Raw genomic sequence first — 21708 nt, 5'->3', positions numbered from 1 at the left:
TGCAGTCTCATTGTGATCGAGCGGCCGTGATCACCTTCTCCACCGCCGTAACCTCCGACACAGTCGGTGCGCCGTTTGCCATGCCCGTGCGGACAAACATAAAGGTAGACGTCAAGCGCAGTCCTCACCTTCGGAAGCTCATCAGGTGCACACTAGGTCATGCCATTTTTCACTTTTGACGATGAGAACCAATCCGACTACTTCAAGCTGGCCAATGCGACTCTGGCGAACAACGAAAACGTCACCACCGTCGAGCTGCAAAAGATCCTGGCGGACCATTACGCAGCGGCCCATAACGGGAGCACGGACGGATTTGCGAGAGATTTGACAGAGAACGTCAACAGGGCACTCCAACCGTACGGTTCACCGACTGTGCCGACGGATAGCCCCACACCTGCCGTCGACTGTCTCATACAGGTCCACCTCGGTATGAGACAGTGGGAAGCCTACGCGAATCGAATGGACCCCGTAACAAGGGACCACTACGCCATGGTGCTCGCCCAAGCACCTGACGGCGCACCTGAAGCGTACGAGGCACTCATCGCGACACTGGTCCACCGGGGAGACGTACAGGACAGGTCGGCGGCCGACGTGCTACTGCACGGCATTGCAAAGCGCCACGGCTATTTCACCCGAACCTCTTTCGTCGATGCGTTCCGCGCCGTAGGTGCCAAGCTGCTCACGCAAGAAAGCCATGGCGGCAGCCCAAGCAGTCCGACCGACGCGGACGCGTCGCGCCAGCACTCTTTGTACAACCTCAACGCAATCTTGGCCGAAGAATGGGCGGACAAAATTGGATATCATCTGGTAGACCGGAAGGTTCTCAGAGCTGACCAGCACCCCGTCACCCTCAGTCTTCTGGCACAACTCGTCTTCCAAGGGGACGAGGCCGCGGCCAGACGATACTTCACTCGTGCATCATTAGCCTGCAATCTCGACGAACAGGATCTGGTAAGGAAAATTCTCGAAAAGGCCGAGAACACTTACGGCGAGGCCATCAGGCGTTCGCACGCGGACGAGTACGTCGAAAGTCCGAGCGGCAGCCCGGACGGCACCGGGGCGATACCCGCCGAAACGGTCGCACCGGCGGCGGAGAAGCGCGACATCAGGTCCGTCTTGACGATGGAATGGGCGCGCCAGGTCGGCCACAGCCTAACCACCAGGCACGTCCCGGCGGACCAGACGTACGCGAACATCATCACGATGCTGGCCGAAGCGGCTTTCGGCGGAAACGAGGACTGGGCGAAATTCTACTTCACCGAAGCAGCTGAATCCTGCGACCTGGACGCTCAGGGCTTGGCCAGGGCAATTCGTGATCACTACTTCGAGCAAGTCCGCGCCCGCACCCAACCATCGGCAGATCCAGAAAACCAACTCAATTTCGATGATTTCCTCGGACTGCCCGGCTCGCTTCGAACCGGGGAACATCTAATTTTGAAGGGAGTAGGCCGAGACAAAGCCGCTGGAGCGGCCATACACTTCACTGCCAACTTCGAGCACAAGCCAATTGACGAAGTCCGCAAAAACCTCACTGCAGTGGCGAAAGCATTCGACATGTCCACAGAAGAACTCGCATGGAAGATGCGAGAGCACGTCGCCGAGCTTGCGGACGGCGACAGCGTGTTGAGTGACGAAGAACCTGAAGAAACGATCTCGACGAACGAAGAAGGAAACGAAACCGATCTCGACGCCGAGAACGATCGCGTCCAGCAAAATATCCGTAACTTCATCCTGAACCAAGCCAGGACAGACGCTCCTTACAAAGAAATCAAGGCTCCGATCAGAGTCCTCCTTCACCGTAACGCGGATATGGACGTGGACGACAATCAGGTCCTTGAGTGGATTTTCCAGATCGCGGACGAACGTGGCGCCACGATCGACGAGGGAATGAATGCCCCGGAGGCGTACGGGGCTCTCCGAAAATGGGCGTCCAGGAAGTCCCGCACAGAGCACGGGCCGAGAGGCAGGAAGCGCCCCGCCGAGGAGGGACAAGAAGAAGGGATGCCCGCCCAGTCAGGAAAGAGGCACCTGACCGCCAACGTTCGCGACGCTGACATAACAAGTGACCCTGCCGTCGACGAGTGGATCCGCACCAAGGAATCCACCATCAATCTGCAGGGAGCCCAGAATATACTCAACGATGTTCACAGTGGAAAGACGCTCCTTTCAGCTTGCGCCGAGGCCGTCCCCTCCCTGCATGAAGCGGCCGAACGGTACAAGGTCACCACGCAATTCTCGAATATTCTCAGGGTCGCCGAACTCGTCGATGCCCTGCAGATGCGGGACTACTCGATCGGGCAACGTTATCTCATCCTCAAGCACGTCGTCGCCGCGCGCAACCAGCTCAAGGGTCCGATTTATGCCGTCGACTTCCCGGACTGGCAGACACGAGCTTACACCAAGATCGACTTCTACCAATTTTATGCCTACATGAACACGCTCTCCCCCCAAGTTCAAAGAGTGACTTGGGCGGTACTCAGCGACATCAGCTTCGGCATGAGCTCACTCTCCGAATGCCCGAACTTCTATCGATCAGAGGCGGTCGTCGTTAACGCAATGAGAAACGTCTCCCGACCACTGTGGATGCATCGCGTCGAGTCCCCGGAAGAGCGGATAAAAATTGTTCACTTCTGCATCGCCCGAAACAGTATTCGCGTCCCGGCAGACGTCCGCAACGGTCAGAACAAACGAATGAATATCCGACAGAAACTGTGGTACGCGAAACAACGCAACCTGCCTGTCAGGAAAGAGAACGAAGACTGATGCCGAAGCTCGGGCCCCCTGAAGTGCGGCACGTGCGTGAAGTGCCGGTCCGGGCCGGCTTCACCGCCGCGAGGCCCATGTTGACACGCCACCTCCGCCGTCGAGCCACCGTTGGGAGGCGAGACGGCGGCTCGGGCTTATCTGGGACAAAGAGGGAACCAGGGCGAAATCGACTTTGACCGAAGCCGTCCACCCTGCCGTGCGGAGAGGACGTTTTGCCCGATATCACACCTCCAGGTCAGTGGACTTCCCCGGCGACTCGGGCCCCGGCAGTCACGGACATGGTTGTCCCAACTCGGGCTTCACCCTCGAGCGGCGGTCATTCACCTGCCGCCGGACCCTGTGGATCCACGCAGAGTGACCAGGAACTGTCGCCGGAGAGCAGGCTGCGCGGGGGCGATGATGCCGAGGCGAACGCACGCGGGCCGGCCCGGACGGCACTCCGGAGCTATTCCCTGAGAACGTATCGGAAATGTGGGTGAGGCCGTAGCCGGTGCAGAAGGCCCGCGCGGTGGACGAACCTCGATCGCGGTGCGGGCTTTCTCGTCAGGGAGGGCTTCGGTCCAGCTCAGCCTCGAGTGGCCGTCGACGGTGGAGTGCAGATAGGTGCAGCAGGCACGCCGTCAGCTCGTACCCCGGAACCTCACGGCGGTCCTGTCGCACCGCTGCCCAGCGGACCGGCCCCGAAGTGCGCCAAGCCACGATGCGATGCCCGGTGCACGACGGTGTTCAGGCAATCGGTTCCACTTCCGGCGGTGATCACGTGGGCATCCGAACGTCACGCGCGTGGCGCTCGCCGCGCCTGTCACCCCGGCGAGTTCGACATCGGCATCGATGTTCCCTTTCTGCTGCCCAAAGGGACCTTTACCGATCAAGTGGCCGACGACGAGAATCGTGTCGAGGCGATCGCGGTCCGTGACCGCAGCCGGGAAGGCGGACATCGGGGGACTCGCCGAAGTCGCGGCCTGCGCCCCTTTCGAACCCTGATGAAGTCACGCTTCACGTTCGAGAAGGGCAGTCGACCGCCGTGCTGACCAACGCAGGTCCGGCTCGCGGAGGCCGGTCGGTGGCCCACCCTCGGCCACCAATCGATTACCCGTTGCCGCCGAGCATCGCATCCCGCCAGAACCTTCGATCATCACTATCCACGTTGAGGTGCACATTGACCCTTCCGAACTGCACGTCTTCAGACGAAGGACCGGCGACTGGTGACGAATCGTCGGCTGAGGAGCAGTACGACAGTCTTACGCAGTTCCTCCGCGCTTATCCGGACAGTGCGACGGACGTCGAATTCGTGGCGGAACTGCTTCGAGGGGCCGATTGGCCGGCGGAAGCGATGTGGCCGGAGTTGTGGAGCCTTCTCAACCGGCGGGTACTGACACCGGACGTGGTGGCGAAGGTGATCATGGCGGTCGGCAACGCCCAGCCGCAGCTGGCGCGGCTCGCGGTCGTCGGTGACCCGGGCGATGTCGGACTGAGGATCGTGTCGGATTCCCCCGCGGTGTGGGCGTCGTTGCCCGACTGGGCGGTCTCCGACCAGGCCAGCACCGAACGAATCGGCAGGCTGCTGGCCGCATTGGCGCAGACCCATACCGTGATCGCGGGTCAGGTGATCGCGGCGATGGCGCCGAACCCGCAAAGGATGGCGCTGCTCCTGGGCGCGGCGGCCCTGCCACGCCACCCCCGCGGCACCGAGGCGCTCGCGGGTGCCATCGCGGGGGCCGGGGCTGACGTCATGGGCTTGGCGCTGGCCACGTGGTGCACCGCCGATTCGGCGGCGACCGAGCCCATCGCCTCGGCACTCGCGTTCGCGTCCAGAACCGACGTACGCAAGGCAGCCGAGGTGCTGCTGTCCTTGGCAGCCGTCGCCCCAGCCGGTGCCGCCGCGGTGTGGTTGGCGTGGTGGGCGCGGTCACAGGGGCGTGCCATGCAGACGTTGCTCGTGGTCGCGCCCGCCCAGGCTGCATGGGCGGGCCGGGTGCTGGCCCAGGCCGTGGCGACGGGCGTGTCGGTCGAGGCACTGGTCTCCTGGATCCTGCATTTCGATCCTCAAGGCCTGCCGCTGGCCGCTCGCGTCGTCCTGCACCTGGCGGCCAAGCCCGCAGAGGTGGTCGGCTTGCTCGACGAGCCGCTGGAGCCCACGTCACCCCTGGTTGTCGCCGTGGTGGCCGCGCTGGCTGCCGCTCCGGCGGTGATGGCACCGGTGGTCACCACCATGCTCGACGCTCGGAGGACGGCGGCAGCGGCCGAACTTCTCACCCGGATCGCCCCGCAGGCGGCTGCCGCGGTGCTGGGTTCGGCACAATGGGACCCGGTGTCGTTCGCACGCCTGCTCAGCAGAATTCAGGCTGACCACCCGGCCGCGTTGAACCGGCTCCTCCCCCACCTCACGCCGGCCACGCTCGGCCCCGCTCTGGCACAGAGCAGGCAGTGGCCGCAATTGGCCGTGCTCATCGACAGACTGGGACCTGACGCCGCCGCACTGCTCCTCGCCGCGATCTCCGTCCACGACCCGGCCGGCGCCAATGAGGTCCTCGACTCGCTGACCGGCGCCATGGGCCCCGACGGCACCCGCGACGTACTCGCAGCCGCTTGTCTTCGCCACACCGGCGAAATGCAGCCCGCGGTGACCGTCATGGCGGGCCGAGGTGCCCGCGCCGCACGCGCCCTGCTCGTCGAAACGCTGGTCCGAATCCCGTCGGCCACCGCCGCCGAGCTGTTCGTGGGCACGGTCGCCACGGAGGCCGTTCAGGCGGCCGACGGGCCCGGGGCCATGGACACCTCCGCCGCGTTGCTGATCGCCGTCCACCACGCCGACCCGGCTCGCGCCGCGCACCTTCTCGCCCACACGCTCGGCACCGCCTCCCACCTCGGCCGTGACCTCTGCGTCTGGATGGTGGAACACGGCGCCGACACCACCGCCGCCCTCAGTCACATCGTCGCGGGCGACCACGAATTCACCGCCGCTGTGATCAGCGTGCTGGTCGTCGAGGATCCCGATGGCCACCTGCTCAAGCGGCTGCTGTCGGTCGGCAGCGCCGTCCTGTCCCCTGCGGTTCTGCAGCTCGTCACGGTCGACCCACCCCGACTGGCCAGACTCGTGGCATCGCTCCATACCGGAGGCGGCACCGACCTTGCCCGGTCCATCCTCGCCGGGCTCCCCGCGCCACTGGCCGCCGACGTGGTGATCCGAGCCGACCTGCTCGCTCGAACCGACCTCCTCGACGCCCTGCTGTCCACCGACGGGACGGCGATCCGGCGGATCGCCGCGGCGATCCTGGCCACGAAACCGGATGCGACCAGCACCCTACTGTGGTGGCTTCTCCTCGGTGAGCGCCCGGACAAGCTCGACGTTCTGATGGACGTGCTGAGTCCGCGGGCCATCGCGGGCTCCCTGCCCCACCTCACGCCCGGCGTCACCGCGCAGGTCTTCGGCCACGTGCGGATCCGCGACGCCGCACGTCTCGGCGAAGCATTGACGCTCGCAGTCGATTCCGGCTCGGCCTACAGCGCCTCGAGTGCGTTGATGTCCTTCGTGCCGGACGATGCCGCAGACCTCCTGGCCAAGGCGCACCCCGAAGCGGCGAAACGCATCCTCGACCACTTGAAAGACTCACGTCTGATCCGTGAAAAAGACTTCCTCCGGACGATCGCCGCTCACCGGCCCGAACTGCTCGGGTATGCACTTTCGCAGCTCCCCGGGCACACGGTTGCGCGAACGGTCCTCAACCTCGATGCCGAACTCCTGCAGGCAGTTCCCGAGGGGAACTTCGAACGGATCTACACCCGGCTGGGGGCAAACCACCGGCGAGACCTGTTGGCCGCGCTCGGGACAAAGCGCATGAGCGGTTTGGCGGAGTACCTGCGTTCACTGGCTTGACGGCCGCTCGGGCACGTTGTGCCGGGTACTCCAACGTGCGAATGCCAGCGTGAGCTTCCCCGCGGTTATTCGGACACGCTGGCGGTCAACCTGGCGTGCGCCGGGCGCCGACCCCGGCAGCCTGCGCGCCTGGATCAACGAACCCCGCAGACCACGAGGAGGCAGGACGCGACACACAGAACAGGCATCCGGAACCGTCTCGACACCATTGTCAGGTTCCGCGCGTGCAGTCGGCTGAGCGTGTGTGAAGCTCACGCCATCGCCGGGGCGCTCCGTTGCCTAGGACGATCGAACACATCTCTCAGCTGGTGAGACCCAGCGGCACGTCCGCCCCAGAGGGGGTGTATCGCCACCACCTCCGGGACCGGCGCTCCCGGTGCTACGCAATGGTCCGGATCTTCCCGCTCACCGCTCTCTCTCCAGCGGAACGGTTCAGCGGCCGTCCACGTCCGGTGGCCGGATATGACCTGCGACGGCTCGTCCTGAACCGGCACCGGCCGGGCGGCCGGTGCCGGCGCCGACACTGCCGACGCCACGAACCGCGCACGCACGACGCGGCAGACAACGTCTCGTGGTTGCCCTTTCGGGCACTGCACGCGATGGACGGCAGAGGCAGCGCCTCGCTCACGAATCGGCGCTGGGATGCACTGAGCGGCAGCGAGTCGAAGTGGTTTTCCTGGAGGGTACCGATGAGGGGCGACCACGGACCGGCGATGAAGTGGCACACGCCGGACGTGCGTCTCGGTCGACACGTAGTTGCCCGAAAACTTGGCCTTGCGCCCGGCGCATCGAGGAGGGACTGCGAGCGACAATGATCCTGGTCGATCCAGCCTGCCCCGGGAGTGGCGATGACGATCCCGCACATCTCGACGCCACTGGACCTTACGCCGTTCCCGCCCCTCGCACGAGTCGAACCGATCGAGGACTGGGCGTGCGAGTACGACGTTGATCTCGGAGGCAGCCCGGAGGTGACCGAACCCGCTGCGCGCAACGACCGACGGGATATCCACCTGCTTCGCACTTCGGTCTCCAGACGTTGCACCATCGCGGCAGCGGTCGCCCTGCTCGCGGTGCGAGACCGGGCAGCGCGGAGGAGCGCCGAGTCGGCCGTGCCGGCGGTCGGGTGGCACCCGCGTCCGTTGCTGAGCGCCGCACGTCGATGCACCCCGACCAAGCGCTTGGCGACTTGGCCCCCGACCGAATCACCGCCGAACATCCCGCCACCGTGTGGCGATCCAAACCGCCGCAGCCGCGCACGGAGACCCGTCGGGGACCGTCGGGCCTGATCTCAATCTCGCGTATAAGCAAGATACCGGAAACCGGAGGTAACCGTGCCGGCAATTTATATTCCGACCGAGCCGCGCGACTGGCTGAACTTCGATGTCGAGTTTCTCCTTTTCGACAAGAACAGGCCCAAGATTCTTCGCGAGATCATCGCCAGCGATCCATGGCGCAGACTATGTCTTGCCTGGCTGTACGGCGGTGGCCAGAAGGATATTGTCCGGAGAATGCGGAGTCTGCGTGCAAGGTCTTTGCAAGTTGGCTGGAGACGTGCAGTAGAGCAACTGTCGGACGCCGACAGGGAAGCATGGCCTTCGATACTGGAGGCTTTTTCCGAATTCTGCTTGATGTTGCGCAGGGAGATGCTCGCAAATGCACAACCGCTTTCACCTGTCAACCCGGAGTGGACTCCTCGCGACATAGACCTCGCCTTCCTGTTCGCCGTTCGTTCGTGGCCGGAGAACATGAAGGATTTACTCGCCAAGCAGGGCGCCGACTGGAAGACACTGTTCCAGCAGTGGTATTCGCGCGCCGGTGGCGATCGCGGTTACTTGCAACGACTGTTCGCGCAATACGAGCTGTACAACTGGACGGGAGACGACCCGAATTTCGGCGTCGAGCGTGCCGTCAAAATCCAGCAGGCGTACTGGGACAGGGCGATCAAGCTGTTCCGGCAGTCATGCAATGCGTTGTTGTCGAGCGGGGTGGCCAAGCCCGGGCGGTTGCTCACCTCGAACACGAACACCTGGTTGCCCAGCGGTATCAACCTCGACTTTTTGCTCAAAGAGCGCCCGCCTTCCAGCATCAACAGTCTGATGAAGAGAAGTAATCAAGAGTGGCGTAGTCTGCTCAAGATGTTTCACGAATTTTCTCAAAACCCCGTCGCCAATTTCGATACCGTCGTTGACGGCTGGGACGGGAATCGGCAGCAGAGCGAGGTCGCTATCGACTCAAACGCGGCTCAGTGGTCAACTTTTATGACGTCGTTCGGCACCGCATGCATCGACTTGGCTGGCCGATTGCGAGAGCACCGCAAGGCGTTGATCAAGGCGAATCCGAAGAAGAGCAGCAAGGAAATCGACCGAGAAGCGCATTTTCAGCGAGAAGCCAGGGCTGCGACCAATCAGGCGGTCCGGCAGCGGAGCACGGGAGATCTCAAAGGTATCGTCGAGTTCGAAGCAACCTTGCTGGCCGCCGGCAGCGAAGTCAAGGTGGGCGTCGCCGAAGCTTACCGCAAGTTCAAGCCTCCGGAGCAGTGGCCGGGCGAAAAGGGCTCGGCGAAAGAGGCGTTCGACCGGGCTCGCGCAGTCTTCGACGGACCGGTGAGCCGGTTGAGCTCAGCGGAGGCAGCGGTTCGCGCGGCGACGACAGCGGTACGCATGAAATCGATTCCGCAACCAGATCAGCAACCGGGGGCGCGGGTCGTCCCGGCTTTGACCGATCTTGAGGAAACGGCACTCCATGACTCCTGGGTCGATTACGGGCACGCACTGGCCGACTTGGTACAAGCACCCGCCAAGGCCGCTGAGGTCGTGGTTCAATGGGCGATCAGTGACACCTCCAGAAAAATGACCGACAACTTCGCGGCAGTATCCCCGATCCTCAACGGCACGTTATTGAGCGTTCAAACCGTGTTGTTGGGTTTTCGGGTTTTGAATATCGGCGCCGGCGCAGCGGGAGCTGTTGCATTCGGCATCGGCCCCGCCGTCGCACTTGCGGTCAACTCCGGGATCAGTTTGGTATCGGATCTTTCGGCGTCCGTGCTCAAGACTCTGGCAGTCGCGGAAGATGCGAAAGATCCCGAGAACATTCGTAGACACCTGGGACGCGAGTACGGCAGGAGGGACTCAGCGGGCAATGAAGAGCAGCCAGGCCTTGCCGCTACTGTGGCACAGTCGACGCCTTCGATTATTGGCACAGCTTCGAATATCGCCTCTCAGGCAGTGAAGAGTACGTCCATCAAGACCATGATCGGTCGCACGACGCCGCTCTTCGGTGAGGTGGTCACCGCCGCCGGTTTGGTTGTCGAGTGGCGGGAGCAGATGGACCCGTCAGAGCTGCTGCCTCCAACGGACAAAGCGGGCCGAAAAAAAGTCCTCGATGCTTTCGACGCGGCTTACAAGATGATCAATCAGAATTCCGGGAACGCCGCGCCGCCAAAGGTGTTTATTGGAAACGAGCGCCCTGATGGCAGTTTCAACGTATGGATCGGCGGGACGTCGGGTGTCTTCGAATTGATTCGCACACGCGACCCGGAGACCGGCGCGGTCATCAAAGTCGAAGAAATCCCGCGGTTCCGGCCACTCAGCCCCATCGGACGACAGACGGCCGTCATCAGTGCATTCCGGAGGCAGATGAACGGGTCAGCAGAGCCATACGTGAAGATCGGGGCAGGCCACAGTCTGGTCGGTCAGGACTTGTACCTCATCACCACAGATACCCAACAGCGATTGGCCTGGAATGATCTTCACAATGTTTTGGCGGAGCAGGACAACGGGACGTTCAGGCTTATGTCTTATGCGAAAACGATGAAACAGGACAACGTCCCCGAAAAACTCTTCCTGTTCACCGGATTCGTCCATGCGGACGGCGCCCTGCAATCGACAACTGTTGAAGAAGTCAACCCCGCGCAGCCACCGCCCCAACCGCCTCAAGACCAGCCACAAGCTCCGGATCAAGCCCAAGGGCCAGGCGGGCAAGACTACGCTGGGCAACCCTTGGTAACGCGTCGTCAAGGCTACCAGTTTGATCTCAGCGATGCGCAACCCCTTCCGCCCGATATGACGGAGTGGGAGCAACGAGTCGAGCCTATACTCGAAGCGCGCGGCTGGCCGACACGGGAACGCTTTGTCGTCACGCGCAACGAAAACGGGAGAACCATAATTCGAGACGAGGATGGCGGAAATGCCGTCGAGTTGGCCATCTTGGAGTTCAAAGAGGAAATAACCGGATGGATCCTGCGCCCGGATGGTGAAATTGCTGAGTCCATGTGGGCTAGAATATTGAAATTAATCACTCCCCTCGCCCCTGAAATCAAGACGAATTTGCCCATTCCCGCGGAAACGGAACTGTACCTCGTACGCGAAGATGACAAATCTTTTTACCACTTCGAGGACAGGAACAAAGACTTCCCCATTGTATTCCGGATGTCGGTGGAGAATGATCTACGCCGCTGACTTGTGCTGTATGCAGTGCAGGTAACCGGGCGACATAGCGCGATGGCCTGCGCGGTGCGGTGAGTTTGTGGTTCCCGGTGCTGCTTGAACAAACCGATGCCGCACACGCACCGCGTGACGCTGCTTGCAGATCTCTCCGTCGAGCGCCGGTGGCCGCCCGCGGAGCCTTCGGCCTTGCGGTGGACGGCGTGGTCGCGGGCCGGTCGACGGGCGCGTTGAATCCTCGGTCGCGTAGACAGGCGCGGTTGGCCTTGTCGGCCAGAACCCGGTCCGGGCCGCTCTGTGGACGACCGCCGCCGGGCCGGCGCACCCGGACGGACTCGATCACCGGTGAACCGTGGGCTGCCACCGCGCTGCCCGGCCTCGACCCGCCGCGTGCGGCACTGCTCGCCGGCGAGGTTCAGCTTGCCGGTCCACCCACCTGGCGACCGGCCCCCGCCGCTATCGTCGGGCTCCGTCCCGCCCGCTTGGGTGTCGGGCGGGTTCGACCTGGAAAGCCTCCTTTTCCATGTGTTCGCCCCGTGCTTTGTGCACCGCACAATCGTGGAACCGACGCTGACGTTCCACCCGATCGGCCCCGTCGGCGTCCGCCCCGAGCCGGCGACGCGCCGGAACGCCGACGCACCCCCCGGCGACCTTGCCGGGCGCCGGCCCATCGCCCGCCCCGGGCAGCCGCTCCACCTGTCCGAACGTCCCCTGCACCGGCTCACCTCCAGAACGCACTGAAGGCCACCATAAGGGCACTGGGTGCCGTCATGGTGGCCTTCAGGGGCTTTCGGACCGAAAGGGCTAACTCCCGGCCAGCAAGTTGGCGCACCGGATGAGCCCGATGTGGGAATAGGCCTGCGGGTGATTGCCCAGCGACCGTTCCGCGATCGGGTCGTACTGCTCCGGCAGCAGGCCGGTCGGGCCGGCCGCCGCGACGATCTGGTCGAACAGCTCCTGCGCCTCGGTGCGCCGCCCGGTGAGCAGGTACGCCTCGATCAGCCACGCCGCGCAGATGTGGAAACCGCCTTCGCCGCCGGGCAGGCCGTCGTCGCGGCGGTAACGGTACACAGTGGACCCACTGCGCAGCTCCGCCTCGATCGCGGTCACCGTCTGCTGGAAGCGCTCGTCGGCCGGGTCGATCAGCCCGGTGAGCCCGACGAACAGCGACGCCGCGTCCAGGTCCGTGCCGTCGTAGGCCGTGGTGAAGGCCTGGACTTCGTCGTTCCAGCCGTGCGTGAGGACGTCGTGCTTGATGTCCTCGCGCAGGCCGTGCCAGTTGCCCGGGATCTCCCGGCCGTACTGTTCGCCCAGCTTGATCGCGCGGTCGATGGTCACCCAGCACATGACCCGCGAGTAGACCCGGTGGCGCGGCACGTGCCGCTCCTCCCAGATCCCGTGGTCCGGCTCGTTCCAGCGCCGCGTGACGGCTTCGGCCATCGCGCGGACCATCTGCCAGTCCTCGTCACGCAGCTCGTGGCGCGCCGCCGCGAGCGTCTGCACGAGCTCGACGACCGGGCCGAAGACGTCCAGCTGCACCTGGTGGTTCGCCAGGTTGCCGACCCGGACCGGACGCGAACCGGCGTACCCGGGCAGCGATTCGATGACCGCTTCGGCACCGATCACGCTGCCGGCCAGGGTGTAGAGCGGGTGCAGGCGCTCCGGGCCGGCCAGCGTGGCGAGCACGCCGTGCAGCCACCGCAGGTAGCCCTCGGCCTCCTCGATCGAGCCCAGGTGCACGAGTTCCCGCACGGTCATCGCGGCGTCGCGGATCCAGCAGTAGCGGTAGTCCCAGTTGCGGACGCCGCCGATCTCCTCCGGCAGCGACGACGTCGCCGCGGCCAGCACGCCGCCGGTGTCGGTGTTGACCAGCCCGCGCAGCGTCAGCGCCGAACGCAGCACCAAATCGGTCTGCACCGCCGGCAGCTGCAGCTTCGAGGTCCACTCGCTCCAGTAACGGCCCGCGCGGTCCCGGCGTTCCACTTCGGACAGTTCGTGCGGGCCGAGGTCCGTGGTGCCGCAGCGCAGCTCCAGCACCACCGGCCGGGTCGGCGTCGGCTGCACCAGCGCGGACGCGGTGTCGTGCAGACCGTCGGAGGTGATGGACCACTCCACGCCCGGCGAGTACAGCACGAACGGCTCCGACGTGCCGAGCACCCGCACACCCCCGTCGGTGACCTCCAGCTTCACCGGCACCCCACCGAACTCGGGCCGCGGCGCGAACTTGACGCTCGCCGCCGCCTCACCCGAGATCACCCGCACGAGATCCGTCCGGTGCGGCGCGCTCTCCGGCTCGAGGTAATCGGTGACGAGCAGACGCGACCAGCGCGTCTCGACCGTCATCGTGTTCGGCAGGTAGCGCTGGCCGAGCGGGAGGCCGTTGCGGTGCGGCTTGATGGAGAAGTGGCCCGCTCCCTCGCCGCCGAGCAGGTCGGCGAACACCGCGGGCGCGTCCGGGCCGGGGTGGCAGAGCCAGGTCAGCTTGGCGTCCGGCGTCAGCAGCGCGACCGACCGCTCGTTGGCCAGCATCGACAGCCGCTCGATCGGCGGGGCCGACTCGCCGTAGAGCCAGTTGCGCCGCTCCTCCAGCAGGAAGCCGAGCACCAGCGCCACGTCGACGGTGTCAGGCACGCGGAACGCGGCGAGGGTCTCGCCGTCGCCGACCTTGATGCCCAGGTCCGGGCCGGACAGGCGGGCGAAGGCCTTCTCGTCGGTGACGTCGTCGCCGAGGAAGATCGCGGCCGTGGCGCCCACCTGGTGGCGCAGGATGTCGAGCGCGCGGCCCTTGTCCGTCTGGACGACCGCGAGCTCGACCACCTCCTTGCCGTCGGTGGTCGACACGCCCTCCCAAGTGGACGGTCCGGAGTGGACGGCCGCGAGCACGCGGCGGCCCGCCTCGTGCTCGGCCCGGCGCACGTGCACCGCGATGCTCGCCGGCTTGACCTCCAGCGACACGCCCGGGACGTCCAGCACGAGTTGTTCGAGCTCGGCCTCCAGCCGCCGGTGCAGCTCCCGCGCCTTCTCGTCGAGGGCGTGGATGAAGCCGATGTCGAACTCCGAGCCGTGGCTGCCGACGAGGTTCACCTCGGCCGGCAGCCGCGAGAGCGTGGCCAGGTCGCGCAGCGCGCGGCCGGAGATGACCGCCGTGGTGGTCTCGTGCAGACCGGCGAGCGATCTGAGGGCCCCGACGGACTCGGGCAACGGGCGTGCCTCGTCCGGGTTGAGCGTGATGGGTGCCAGCGTGCCGTCGTAATCGCAGGCGACCAGCAGACGCGGAGTACGGGCGATCTGGACGATCGCGCGCCGTAGCTCGGCGGGCAGGGCCTCGGCAGTCAACACTCCTCCTGGAGCCCGTGCGTGATCGTTCATTGCCCATCCGCGATGCGGCCGTCCGGGGGCAAAGCCGAGCTTCGCCATTCCTCCCGCACGGGTCGCGGTCGCTTCCCTGATAGCACTTCGAGTCATTTCGTCGAACCCGCCAGCACGCCTTGGACGAAGTAGCGCTGAAAGGCGAAGAACACCACCAAGGGAACTATCATCGAGACAAACGACCCGGTGGCCAGCACATCGATGTTCGTGCCGAACGCGCGCAGCTGTGATTGCAGTGCGACGGTGATCGGCTGCGACGACGAGTCAGCGAAGACCAGGGAAACCAACAGGTCGTTCCACACCCAAAGAAACTGGAAGATCGCCAACGACGCGATCGCCGGCTTGCCGATCGGCAGTACCACCTTCCAGAAGATCCGCCATTCCCGGGCGCCGTCCATCCGGGCCGCCTCGAGAAGGTCCGCGGGAATGCCGGCGAAGAAGTTGCGCAGCAGGAACACCGCGAAGGGCAGGCCGAACGCGACATGGAACAGCACCACACCGGCAATCGTGCCGAAGATGCCGAGCGCGCCGTACAGCGCGGAGATCGGCACCAACGCGACCTGGATCGGCACCACAAGCAGCCCGACCACGGTCACCATCAGCCAGTCCTGGCCGGGGAACCGCAGCCACGCCAGGGCGTAGGCCGCCAATGAGCCGATTCCGATCACCAGCACCGTGGCGGGCACCGAGATGTACACGGTGTTGAGCAGGCTGTGCATCACCGTGGCGTTGCTGACCAGTTCGTGGTAGCTGCTCAGAGTGAGCTGGGCAGGAACCTCGAACACCTGCCACCACCCCGCGGTGGCGTTGTCCGCCTCCCCACGCAGTGACGACACCATCAGACCGAATACCGGAACCAGCCACAGTACCGCGATCAGCACCAGCAGCAACCGGACGGTACCGGAGCCGAGTAGGGCCGCGACCTTGGACAAGGCTCCGCGTTTCGGCGCGCCAGACGCTCCGGGAACCAGAAAGTCCTGGTTGAGTGTGGTCATCGTCGCTCCCGGCGGAATCGTCGGATGTTGAACAACACGGCGGGCAGGACCAGCACGAACAGAAGTACCGCGAGCGCGCTTCCGATACCGAGATCGCCACCGCCCGCGCTGGCGCCGAAGGACACCTGCCACATCTGCAGGGCCAGCACGTTCGCGTTCACCTGGGCCGACCCCGGCGCGATGACATACACCAGGTCGAAGACCTTGAGCACGTTGATGACGAGCGTGACGAACACGACCAGCAGCACCGGTCCCAGAAGCGGCACGGTGACCCGCCGGAACACCTGCCACTCGGTCGCGCCGTCCACCCGCGCGGCTTCGAGGGCGTCCCGTGGGATGGCTGCCAGCCCGGCCGCGACGAACGTCATCGCGAAACCCGTGGTGATCCAGATCCAAGCCGAGATGATCACCGGGGTGATCAGCGCCGGCCCCAGCCAGGTGAGGCCGCGGAATGGCGCCGCAAAGTTGCCGGCGGGCATCCGTACCTGGTAGTTGCCGGGTGCGAGGTCGAGGAACGTGAACGCACCGTCGTCGCCCGTGGTGGCGGTCGCGACGACAGTGCCGTCGCGGATCGCCTGCACCGTGATCCCCGGCATGCCGCGCTTGCCGTGATCGGGCTGTCCGGGCTTGCTGCCGAGCGCGACATCCAGCCAAACCACACCGGCGAGCTGGGTATCGGTGGCGTGCACCGGGGCGGCGGCGACTGCCGCCGGCGGCAGCTTCGATGGTGGGATGCCGACCATGGGCAGCCCGACCACGTCACCAGTGTGATAGTGGCGAGTGGTGGTGAATCCGTCGGCGTCGCTCGGTGCTTCCACGGTCGGCCGGGGCTGCGCGCCAGGGTATGGAGCGGGCGCGCCGAACGTGTCATGCACGCCGACGGCGACCGCGTTGGCCAGTCCTCGATCCGGGTCTTGCTGGTAGACCAGCGAAAAGATGATGCCGGAGGCGAACAACGAGATGGCCATCGGCATGAACAGCACCATCCGGAACGCCACCGCCCACCGGATCCGTTCGGTCAGCACCGCGAAGACCAGCCCGAGGCAGGTGACCAACGCGGGCGCAACAAGAACCCAGATCAGGTTGTTGCGCAACGCGATTCCGGTGTCCGGGTCGGTGAACACAGAGCCGTAGTTGTCAAGCCCGACGAACGAACTACCGTCGCGGCTGAACATGCTGCGAACGACCGAATACGCGACCGGGTATCCGATGTAGACAGCCAGCAACAACACCGCAGGAGCCAGGAAGAGCCCGACCTGCCAAGCTGAACTGTTCGGCCGGTCGCTGATGCGGCGACGAGAGGCGGAGGGCCGGGCGGCCACGGGGGATCCCACAGGGGACGGCACGCCCGGCTCACCTCCTTGTTTGACGGTCAATCGAATCACTGTCGAACCAGCCTTACGAGGCCGGATACGCTTTGGCAGCGTCCGCCTCGAGTTTCTGCTGCGTACCCACGACGTCGCTGGGGTTGGCCAGGAAATCCTCGAGGTCCTTCCACTCACCAGAGCCCTTGGTGGCACCGAAGGCGGGCGGGGCCAGGTCGGACAGGTCGAACACGATGGCGTCACCCGCGCTCAGCAACTGCCGTTCCATGGTGCGGGAGGTATCGTCCGGGAAGTCCGACAGCGGCACGTCCTTGTTCGGAGTGAGGAACCCGCCACTCTTGATCAACGTCGAGGCGGCTTCAGGCGAAGCGAGGAACTTCATGAACTCCCAGGTCGCCTTGTCGTCGGTGAACGCCACGGCCGCGTCACCACCGGTTTCCACCCCCGGTACGGCGTTGGCGATCTTCGGGAACGGGAACAGCTTCGCGTCTGTCCCCAGCTTCGCCGTCGTACTGGACTGGATGGTGGTGGCGACGAAGTTGCCTTCGTACACCATGGCTGCCTTCGGGTGGTCGGAGAACGTGTTGACCACGGAGGTCGGGAAGCCGGTCTGCAAGGCGCCGGATCTGCCGCCCGCGATCAGCCGGTCATCGCCGAAATACTGCTGCAGGGTCTGCAAAGCGAACAGCACCGTCTGGTCGGTCCACTTGATTTCGTGCCGGGCGAGTTTGTTATAGGCGTCCACGCCGGCGGTCTGCAGGTATACCTGCTCGAACCAGTCAGTCAGGACCCAGCCGTCGGCACCGCCGATGGACATCGGTGTGGTGCCGGCGTCGGCCAGTTGCTTGGAGAGGGTGAGGAAGTCAGACCACGTCGCCGGCTCCTGTGCGCCTACCGAGCCGAACGACTTCGCGTCGTACCAGATGATCGACTTGTCGTTGGCGTCGAAGTAGGCACCGTACGGCTTACCGTCCACTGTGGCAAAGTCGGCCCAGGCCTTGGACTGGTGCTTCGCGACCGCCTGCTGGACGTCCGGCGGCAGCGGCTTGAGTGCCCCCTCCTTGGCGAAGCTCGCGATGGAGCCTGGTTGGCCGAGAAAAGCGATGTTCGGTGGATTCTTACCGGTCACCTTGCTCTGCAGCACAGTCGGGAGCTGGTCGCCGTCGGAGGTGTAGTGCACGGTGGCCCCGGTCTGCTGCTCGAACAGGCTGATCACCCGCTCGAAGGCCTTCTGCTCGTCGCCGGACCAGATACCGGCGACCTCCAGGGTCTGGCCCCGGAGGTCAGCGGCGGAGGGCGGAGCCGAGTTCGACGTCGGGGTCTGCCCCGATCCGCATCCGGCCAAAGTCAGGGCGATCACGCCGGTCACCGCGAGTGCGCCGACACTTTTTCGGTTCATCTTCTTGCTCCTCAGTCTTGCCAGATCGAAGACCCGGTTTTCGGGTCGAAGAAGTGCAGTCGGCTGGTGTCCACCCGGATCGACACCGGCTGACCCTCGAACACCCTCGTCCGGGGGCTGAACCGGCCGACCAGCGTGACCAGGCCCCGGTCCGGCCGGCCGCCGCCGGGCAGGCTGCCGTCGTCGGTGAGGTCCTTGATGTCCTCGGAGAGCACCGGCCGGGCCTCGATGGGGAAGTGCACCAGCACGTCGGATCCCATGGCCTCGACCAGGTCGGCGGAGGACTGCAACGCCGTACCGGGCAATACCGGCTCGCCCGCCAGCTCAGCGTCCTCCATGTCCTCGGGGCGAATCCCGACGATGATCTCCTGGCCGACGTAGTCCTTCAGTGCCGGTCGTTCACGGAGGACGGTGTCGGCCAGCCGCAGCCGCTGGGACTCGAAGGCGGTCCAGTAGGTACCGTCGTCCTCGGCCACCAGTGTGCCGGTCAGCAGGTTCATCCCCGGCGAACCTATGAACCCGGCGACGAACAGGTTGACCGGACGGTCGTAGAGCTCCTGCGGCGGGCCGACCTGTTGCAGCACACCGCGTTTCATCACCGCGACCCGGTCACCGAGCGTCATCGCCTCGGTCTGGTCGTGCGTTACGTACACCGTGGTCACGCCGAGGTCACGTTGGATGCGGGCGATTTGCGCGCGCATCTGGACGCGTAACTTCGCGTCCAGATTGGACAACGGTTCGTCCATAAGGAACGCCTGAGGCTCGCGGACGATCGCCCGGCCCATCGCCACCCGCTGCCGCTGGCCACCGGAGAGGTTCTTCGGCTTGCGGTCGAGGTGTTCGGTCAGTTCCAGCACGGCGGCTGCGTCTTGCACTCGGCGCCGGACTTCCGCCTTGGGCAGCTTCCGCAGCTGGAGCCCGAACGCGATGTTGTCGAAGACGTTCAGGTGGGGATACAAGGCGTAGGACTGGAACACCATGGCGACATCCCGGTCCCGGGACGGCACGCGATTGACGATCTTGTCGCCGATCGTCACCGTGCCCGCGGTGACCTCTTCGAGGCCCGCGATGATCCGCAGTGCAGTGGTCTTCCCGCAGCCCGAAGGGCCGACGAGGACCATGAACTCACCGTTCTGGATCTGCAGGTCAAGGTTGTCGACCGCCTTGGTTCCGTCCGCGTAGACCTTGTTCAGTTCTCGTAGTTCGATGGCGGACACGGCCTCTCCTATCTCCAACACACTGCGGTGGGCGCTCGATCAGTGCCGGAAGCGTAGAGGCGGCAATCACAAAAGAACCTTAAAAGGGCGTCGCGGTTCATCTCGCCGAAACAGCGCCGGCTTCGACGGACGGCTACGTTGCGCTCATGTCACGGCTTCTGTTCATCGACGTTCCGTGTTCTACCGTAGGTCTCATGCCCGACATCTTGCTGGTCGAAGACGACCGGGCCGTCCAGGCGGCGCTGACACACACGCTGACAGAACGCGGCTTTAGCGTGCACGCTCTGTGTACGGCCATCGATGCGCTGCGGTACGTCGCCGATCACAAGCCGGATCTCGTGATCCTGGACCTCGGCTTGCCGGACCTCGACGGGAGTGCGGTACTGCGGATGATGCGCGGGGTGAGCAGCGTGCCCGTCATCATCGCCACGGCAAGGGGCGAGGAACGCAGCGTCGTCGAACTGCTGAACGCCGGCGCCGACGACTATGTGGTCAAGCCGTTCTCCGGCGAGCACCTCGTCGCCCGGATCTCCGCGCTGCTGCGCCGTACCCACAAAGCGGACAGCACCGAGGTACTCGACCTGGGTGGGCTCCACATCGACCTGCGGCAGCGCACTGCGACGCTGGATGGCGTCCCCATGGAGCTGAACCGGCGGGAGTTCGACCTGCTGTCCTATCTCGCCGCCCGGCCGGGCCGGGTGGTCAGCCGCAGGGAACTGATTCACGACGTGTGGCAGCGGGACGACAGTGGTGACCAGACCATCGACGTACACGTGTCCTGGCTGCGGCGTAAGCTCGGCGAAAGTGCCGCACGTCCCCGGTACCTGTATACCGTCCGCGGGGTGGGTCTGAAGCTGATGGCGCCGCAGTGATCGTGGCGAGCACATGAGCAGGCTCCTTGTTCGCGTCACGCTGACCGCCGCGGCTGTGGCCGTCGTGATCGTGCTGGCCGTGTTCGCCATGCTCGACTGGTCCCACGCCAAACTGGTCGCCGATGCGTCGGCCGCACAGCAGGCCGCCTCGGTCGCCGACTTCGTCGCCGCCAGCACCGACGCGGATCTGATCCGCGCCGCGGTGCAACGTTCCAGGGCCGGCGCAGACGGTGATGTCGCCGTGTACCTCGGCGGTCAACGTACGGTCGGCGGCGGCCATGCCGATCCGCGAGATGTCGCATCGGCCGCGGGGCGCCGCCAGCTCGTCATCGCCAATGCGGGTGGTGGCGCGGTCCGGCTGCTGCCCGTCGCCATGCCTGATGGCGCGGTCGCCGTGGTGGAGACCTACCAGCCGACCACGGACCTGCTCGGGCCGTTCGGGCTCCGGCTGGCGATCATGGTCGCGGGTGCTTTCGTCGCGGTGGCAGCGGCGGCAGTGGTCGGCTACCGGCGGACCCGTCCCCTCGTGGAATCGATACGAGCGATCGCCGCCGCGGCGCCGGCAATCGGCGAGGGTCGCACCGGGATCGAGATTCCGCCGAGCGACACAGCGGAAGTCACCGAGCTGATCGGCACGCTCAACCAGATTTCCGGCCGGGTCGAGCAGCTGATGGCGGCCGAACGGGAGTTCGTCGCCGACTTGTCGCATCGGTTACGCACTCCGCTGACTGCACTGAGGCTGGACTCGCAGTCCGTCGGTGAGGGTCCCGTCGCCGACCGGATCCGGCAGTCGGTGAGGGTGCTGGAACACGATGTGGACAATCTGATCAGGACAGCGACGCGCGCGACCAGGGTCACCGCGACGACTTGCGACGCGGCCAAGGTGCTGGCCGAGCGGATGACTTTCTGGTCCGAGCTGGCCGGACACCAGGGCCGCCGCTGCGAGTTCGAGCAGGGCACCGGACCGGCGCTGGTGAGCCTGCCGGCCAAGGAGTTCGCCGCTGTCGTCGATTCGTTGCTCGCCAACGTCATTCAGCACACTCCGCCTGGAACCCCGATCGCCGTCACCGTGGTCCGGCACGCGGGATGGGTCACGCTGGCGGTCGAGGACGGCGGGCCGGGTATCGCGGACGTCGAGGCGGCAATGCGGCGGGGTGCCAGTGGCCGCGGCTCGACCGGTCTCGGCCTGGACATCGCCCGGCACGCAGTCGAGGCGACCGGCGGCACCATCCATATCGACCGGGGCAGGCTGGGCGGCGCGCGCATCCGCTTGCGGTTCGCCGAGACCGGCACCCACCACGACGAACCGGCACCGAAGGCCTGGCGTCTGTGGTCGCGCCCCGCGCGCCTGCCCCGGCATTCACCGTGAACCGAGTGCGCGCTTTCCAGCCGGACATGATCCTGTGAGGTGACTGGCTCACTGCTGCGTGCGTTCGTGTTCACGCG

General features: G+C 65.3%; 11 protein-coding genes. 6 read left to right on the top strand and 5 right to left on the bottom strand.

Annotated elements, in window-relative coordinates; translation table 11 throughout:
• Positions 1-159: 159 nt before the first annotated feature.
• From ACLJOU_RS39895 to ACLJOU_RS39880, 4 genes are all read left to right on the top strand, one after another.
• Positions 160-2763, top strand: coding sequence for a hypothetical protein (locus tag ACLJOU_RS39895; protein ID WP_410574463.1), 2604 nt, complete (start codon positions 160-162; stop codon positions 2761-2763).
• A gap of 755 nt (positions 2764-3518) precedes the next feature.
• A complete protein-coding gene (locus tag ACLJOU_RS39890) occupies positions 3519-3797 on the top strand; it encodes a hypothetical protein (RefSeq protein WP_410574462.1) in 279 nt (92 codons plus the stop codon).
• Between the two features lie 128 nt (positions 3798-3925).
• Positions 3926-6643, top strand: a complete 2718-nt coding sequence (locus ACLJOU_RS39885; protein WP_410574461.1) for a hypothetical protein — start codon at positions 3926-3928, stop codon at positions 6641-6643.
• Positions 6644-7974: 1331 nt separating this feature from the next.
• Positions 7975-11100, top strand: coding sequence for a hypothetical protein (locus ACLJOU_RS39880; RefSeq protein ID WP_410574460.1), 3126 nt, complete (start codon positions 7975-7977; stop codon positions 11098-11100).
• 789 nt (positions 11101-11889) lie between these two features.
• Here the strand turns inward: ACLJOU_RS39880 and otsB are convergent.
• The 5 genes from otsB to ACLJOU_RS39855 all read right to left on the bottom strand — a co-directional run bounded on the left by otsB (position 11890) and on the right by ACLJOU_RS39855 (position 19390).
• Positions 11890-14421, bottom strand: coding sequence for a trehalose-phosphatase (gene otsB, locus ACLJOU_RS39875; RefSeq protein ID WP_410574459.1), 2532 nt, complete (start codon positions 14419-14421; stop codon positions 11890-11892).
• Between the two features lie 125 nt (positions 14422-14546).
• Positions 14547-15449 (bottom strand): carbohydrate ABC transporter permease, encoded by a 903-nt coding sequence (locus ACLJOU_RS39870; RefSeq protein WP_410574458.1) that lies wholly within the window; start codon positions 15447-15449, stop codon positions 14547-14549.
• Positions 15446-16771 carry an ABC transporter permease subunit gene (locus ACLJOU_RS39865; RefSeq protein WP_410574457.1) on the bottom strand — a complete coding sequence of 442 codons (1326 nt, stop codon included), beginning with the start codon at positions 16769-16771 and terminating at the stop codon, positions 15446-15448. Before ACLJOU_RS39865 ends, ACLJOU_RS39870 begins: the two co-directional genes overlap by 4 nt.
• Positions 16772-16847: 76 nt before the next feature.
• Complete coding sequence (locus ACLJOU_RS39860) at positions 16848-18173, bottom strand: ABC transporter substrate-binding protein (RefSeq protein ID WP_410574456.1); 1326 nt, start codon at positions 18171-18173, stop codon at positions 16848-16850.
• A gap of 11 nt (positions 18174-18184) precedes the next feature.
• Positions 18185-19390: an ABC transporter ATP-binding protein gene (locus ACLJOU_RS39855; protein WP_410574455.1), complete on the bottom strand. Its 1206-nt coding sequence runs from the start codon at positions 19388-19390 to the stop codon at positions 18185-18187.
• A gap of 194 nt (positions 19391-19584) precedes the next feature.
• Here ACLJOU_RS39855 and ACLJOU_RS39850 point away from each other — a divergent pair, with 194 nt between their 5' ends.
• Positions 19585-20262 (top strand): response regulator transcription factor, encoded by a 678-nt coding sequence (locus ACLJOU_RS39850; protein ID WP_410574454.1) that lies wholly within the window; start codon positions 19585-19587, stop codon positions 20260-20262.
• A gap of 13 nt (positions 20263-20275) precedes the next feature.
• Positions 20276-21631, top strand: coding sequence for a sensor histidine kinase (locus ACLJOU_RS39845; protein WP_410574453.1), 1356 nt, complete (start codon positions 20276-20278; stop codon positions 21629-21631).
• Positions 21632-21708: the final 77 nt, after the last annotated feature.

This window comes from Amycolatopsis sp. cmx-4-61 (assembly GCF_046548775.1).
In the GTDB taxonomy this organism is placed as follows: domain Bacteria; phylum Actinomycetota; class Actinomycetes; order Mycobacteriales; family Pseudonocardiaceae; genus Amycolatopsis.
Note: the sequence above shows the minus strand (reverse complement) of the source record. Positions and strands in the feature narration are given on the sequence as shown.

Coding starts and splice junctions, on each gene's coding strand:
- ACLJOU_RS39860 (WP_410574456.1), bottom strand. CDS start 18,173: ATGAACCGAAAAAGTGTCGGCGCACTCGCGGTGACCGGCGTGATCGCC.
- ACLJOU_RS39850 (WP_410574454.1), top strand. CDS start 19,585: ATGCCCGACATCTTGCTGGTCGAAGACGACCGGGCCGTCCAGGCGGCG.
- ACLJOU_RS39845 (WP_410574453.1), top strand. CDS start 20,276: ATGAGCAGGCTCCTTGTTCGCGTCACGCTGACCGCCGCGGCTGTGGCC.
- ACLJOU_RS39895 (WP_410574463.1), top strand. CDS start 160: ATGCCATTTTTCACTTTTGACGATGAGAACCAATCCGACTACTTCAAG.
- ACLJOU_RS39870 (WP_410574458.1), bottom strand. CDS start 15,449: ATGACCACACTCAACCAGGACTTTCTGGTTCCCGGAGCGTCTGGCGCG.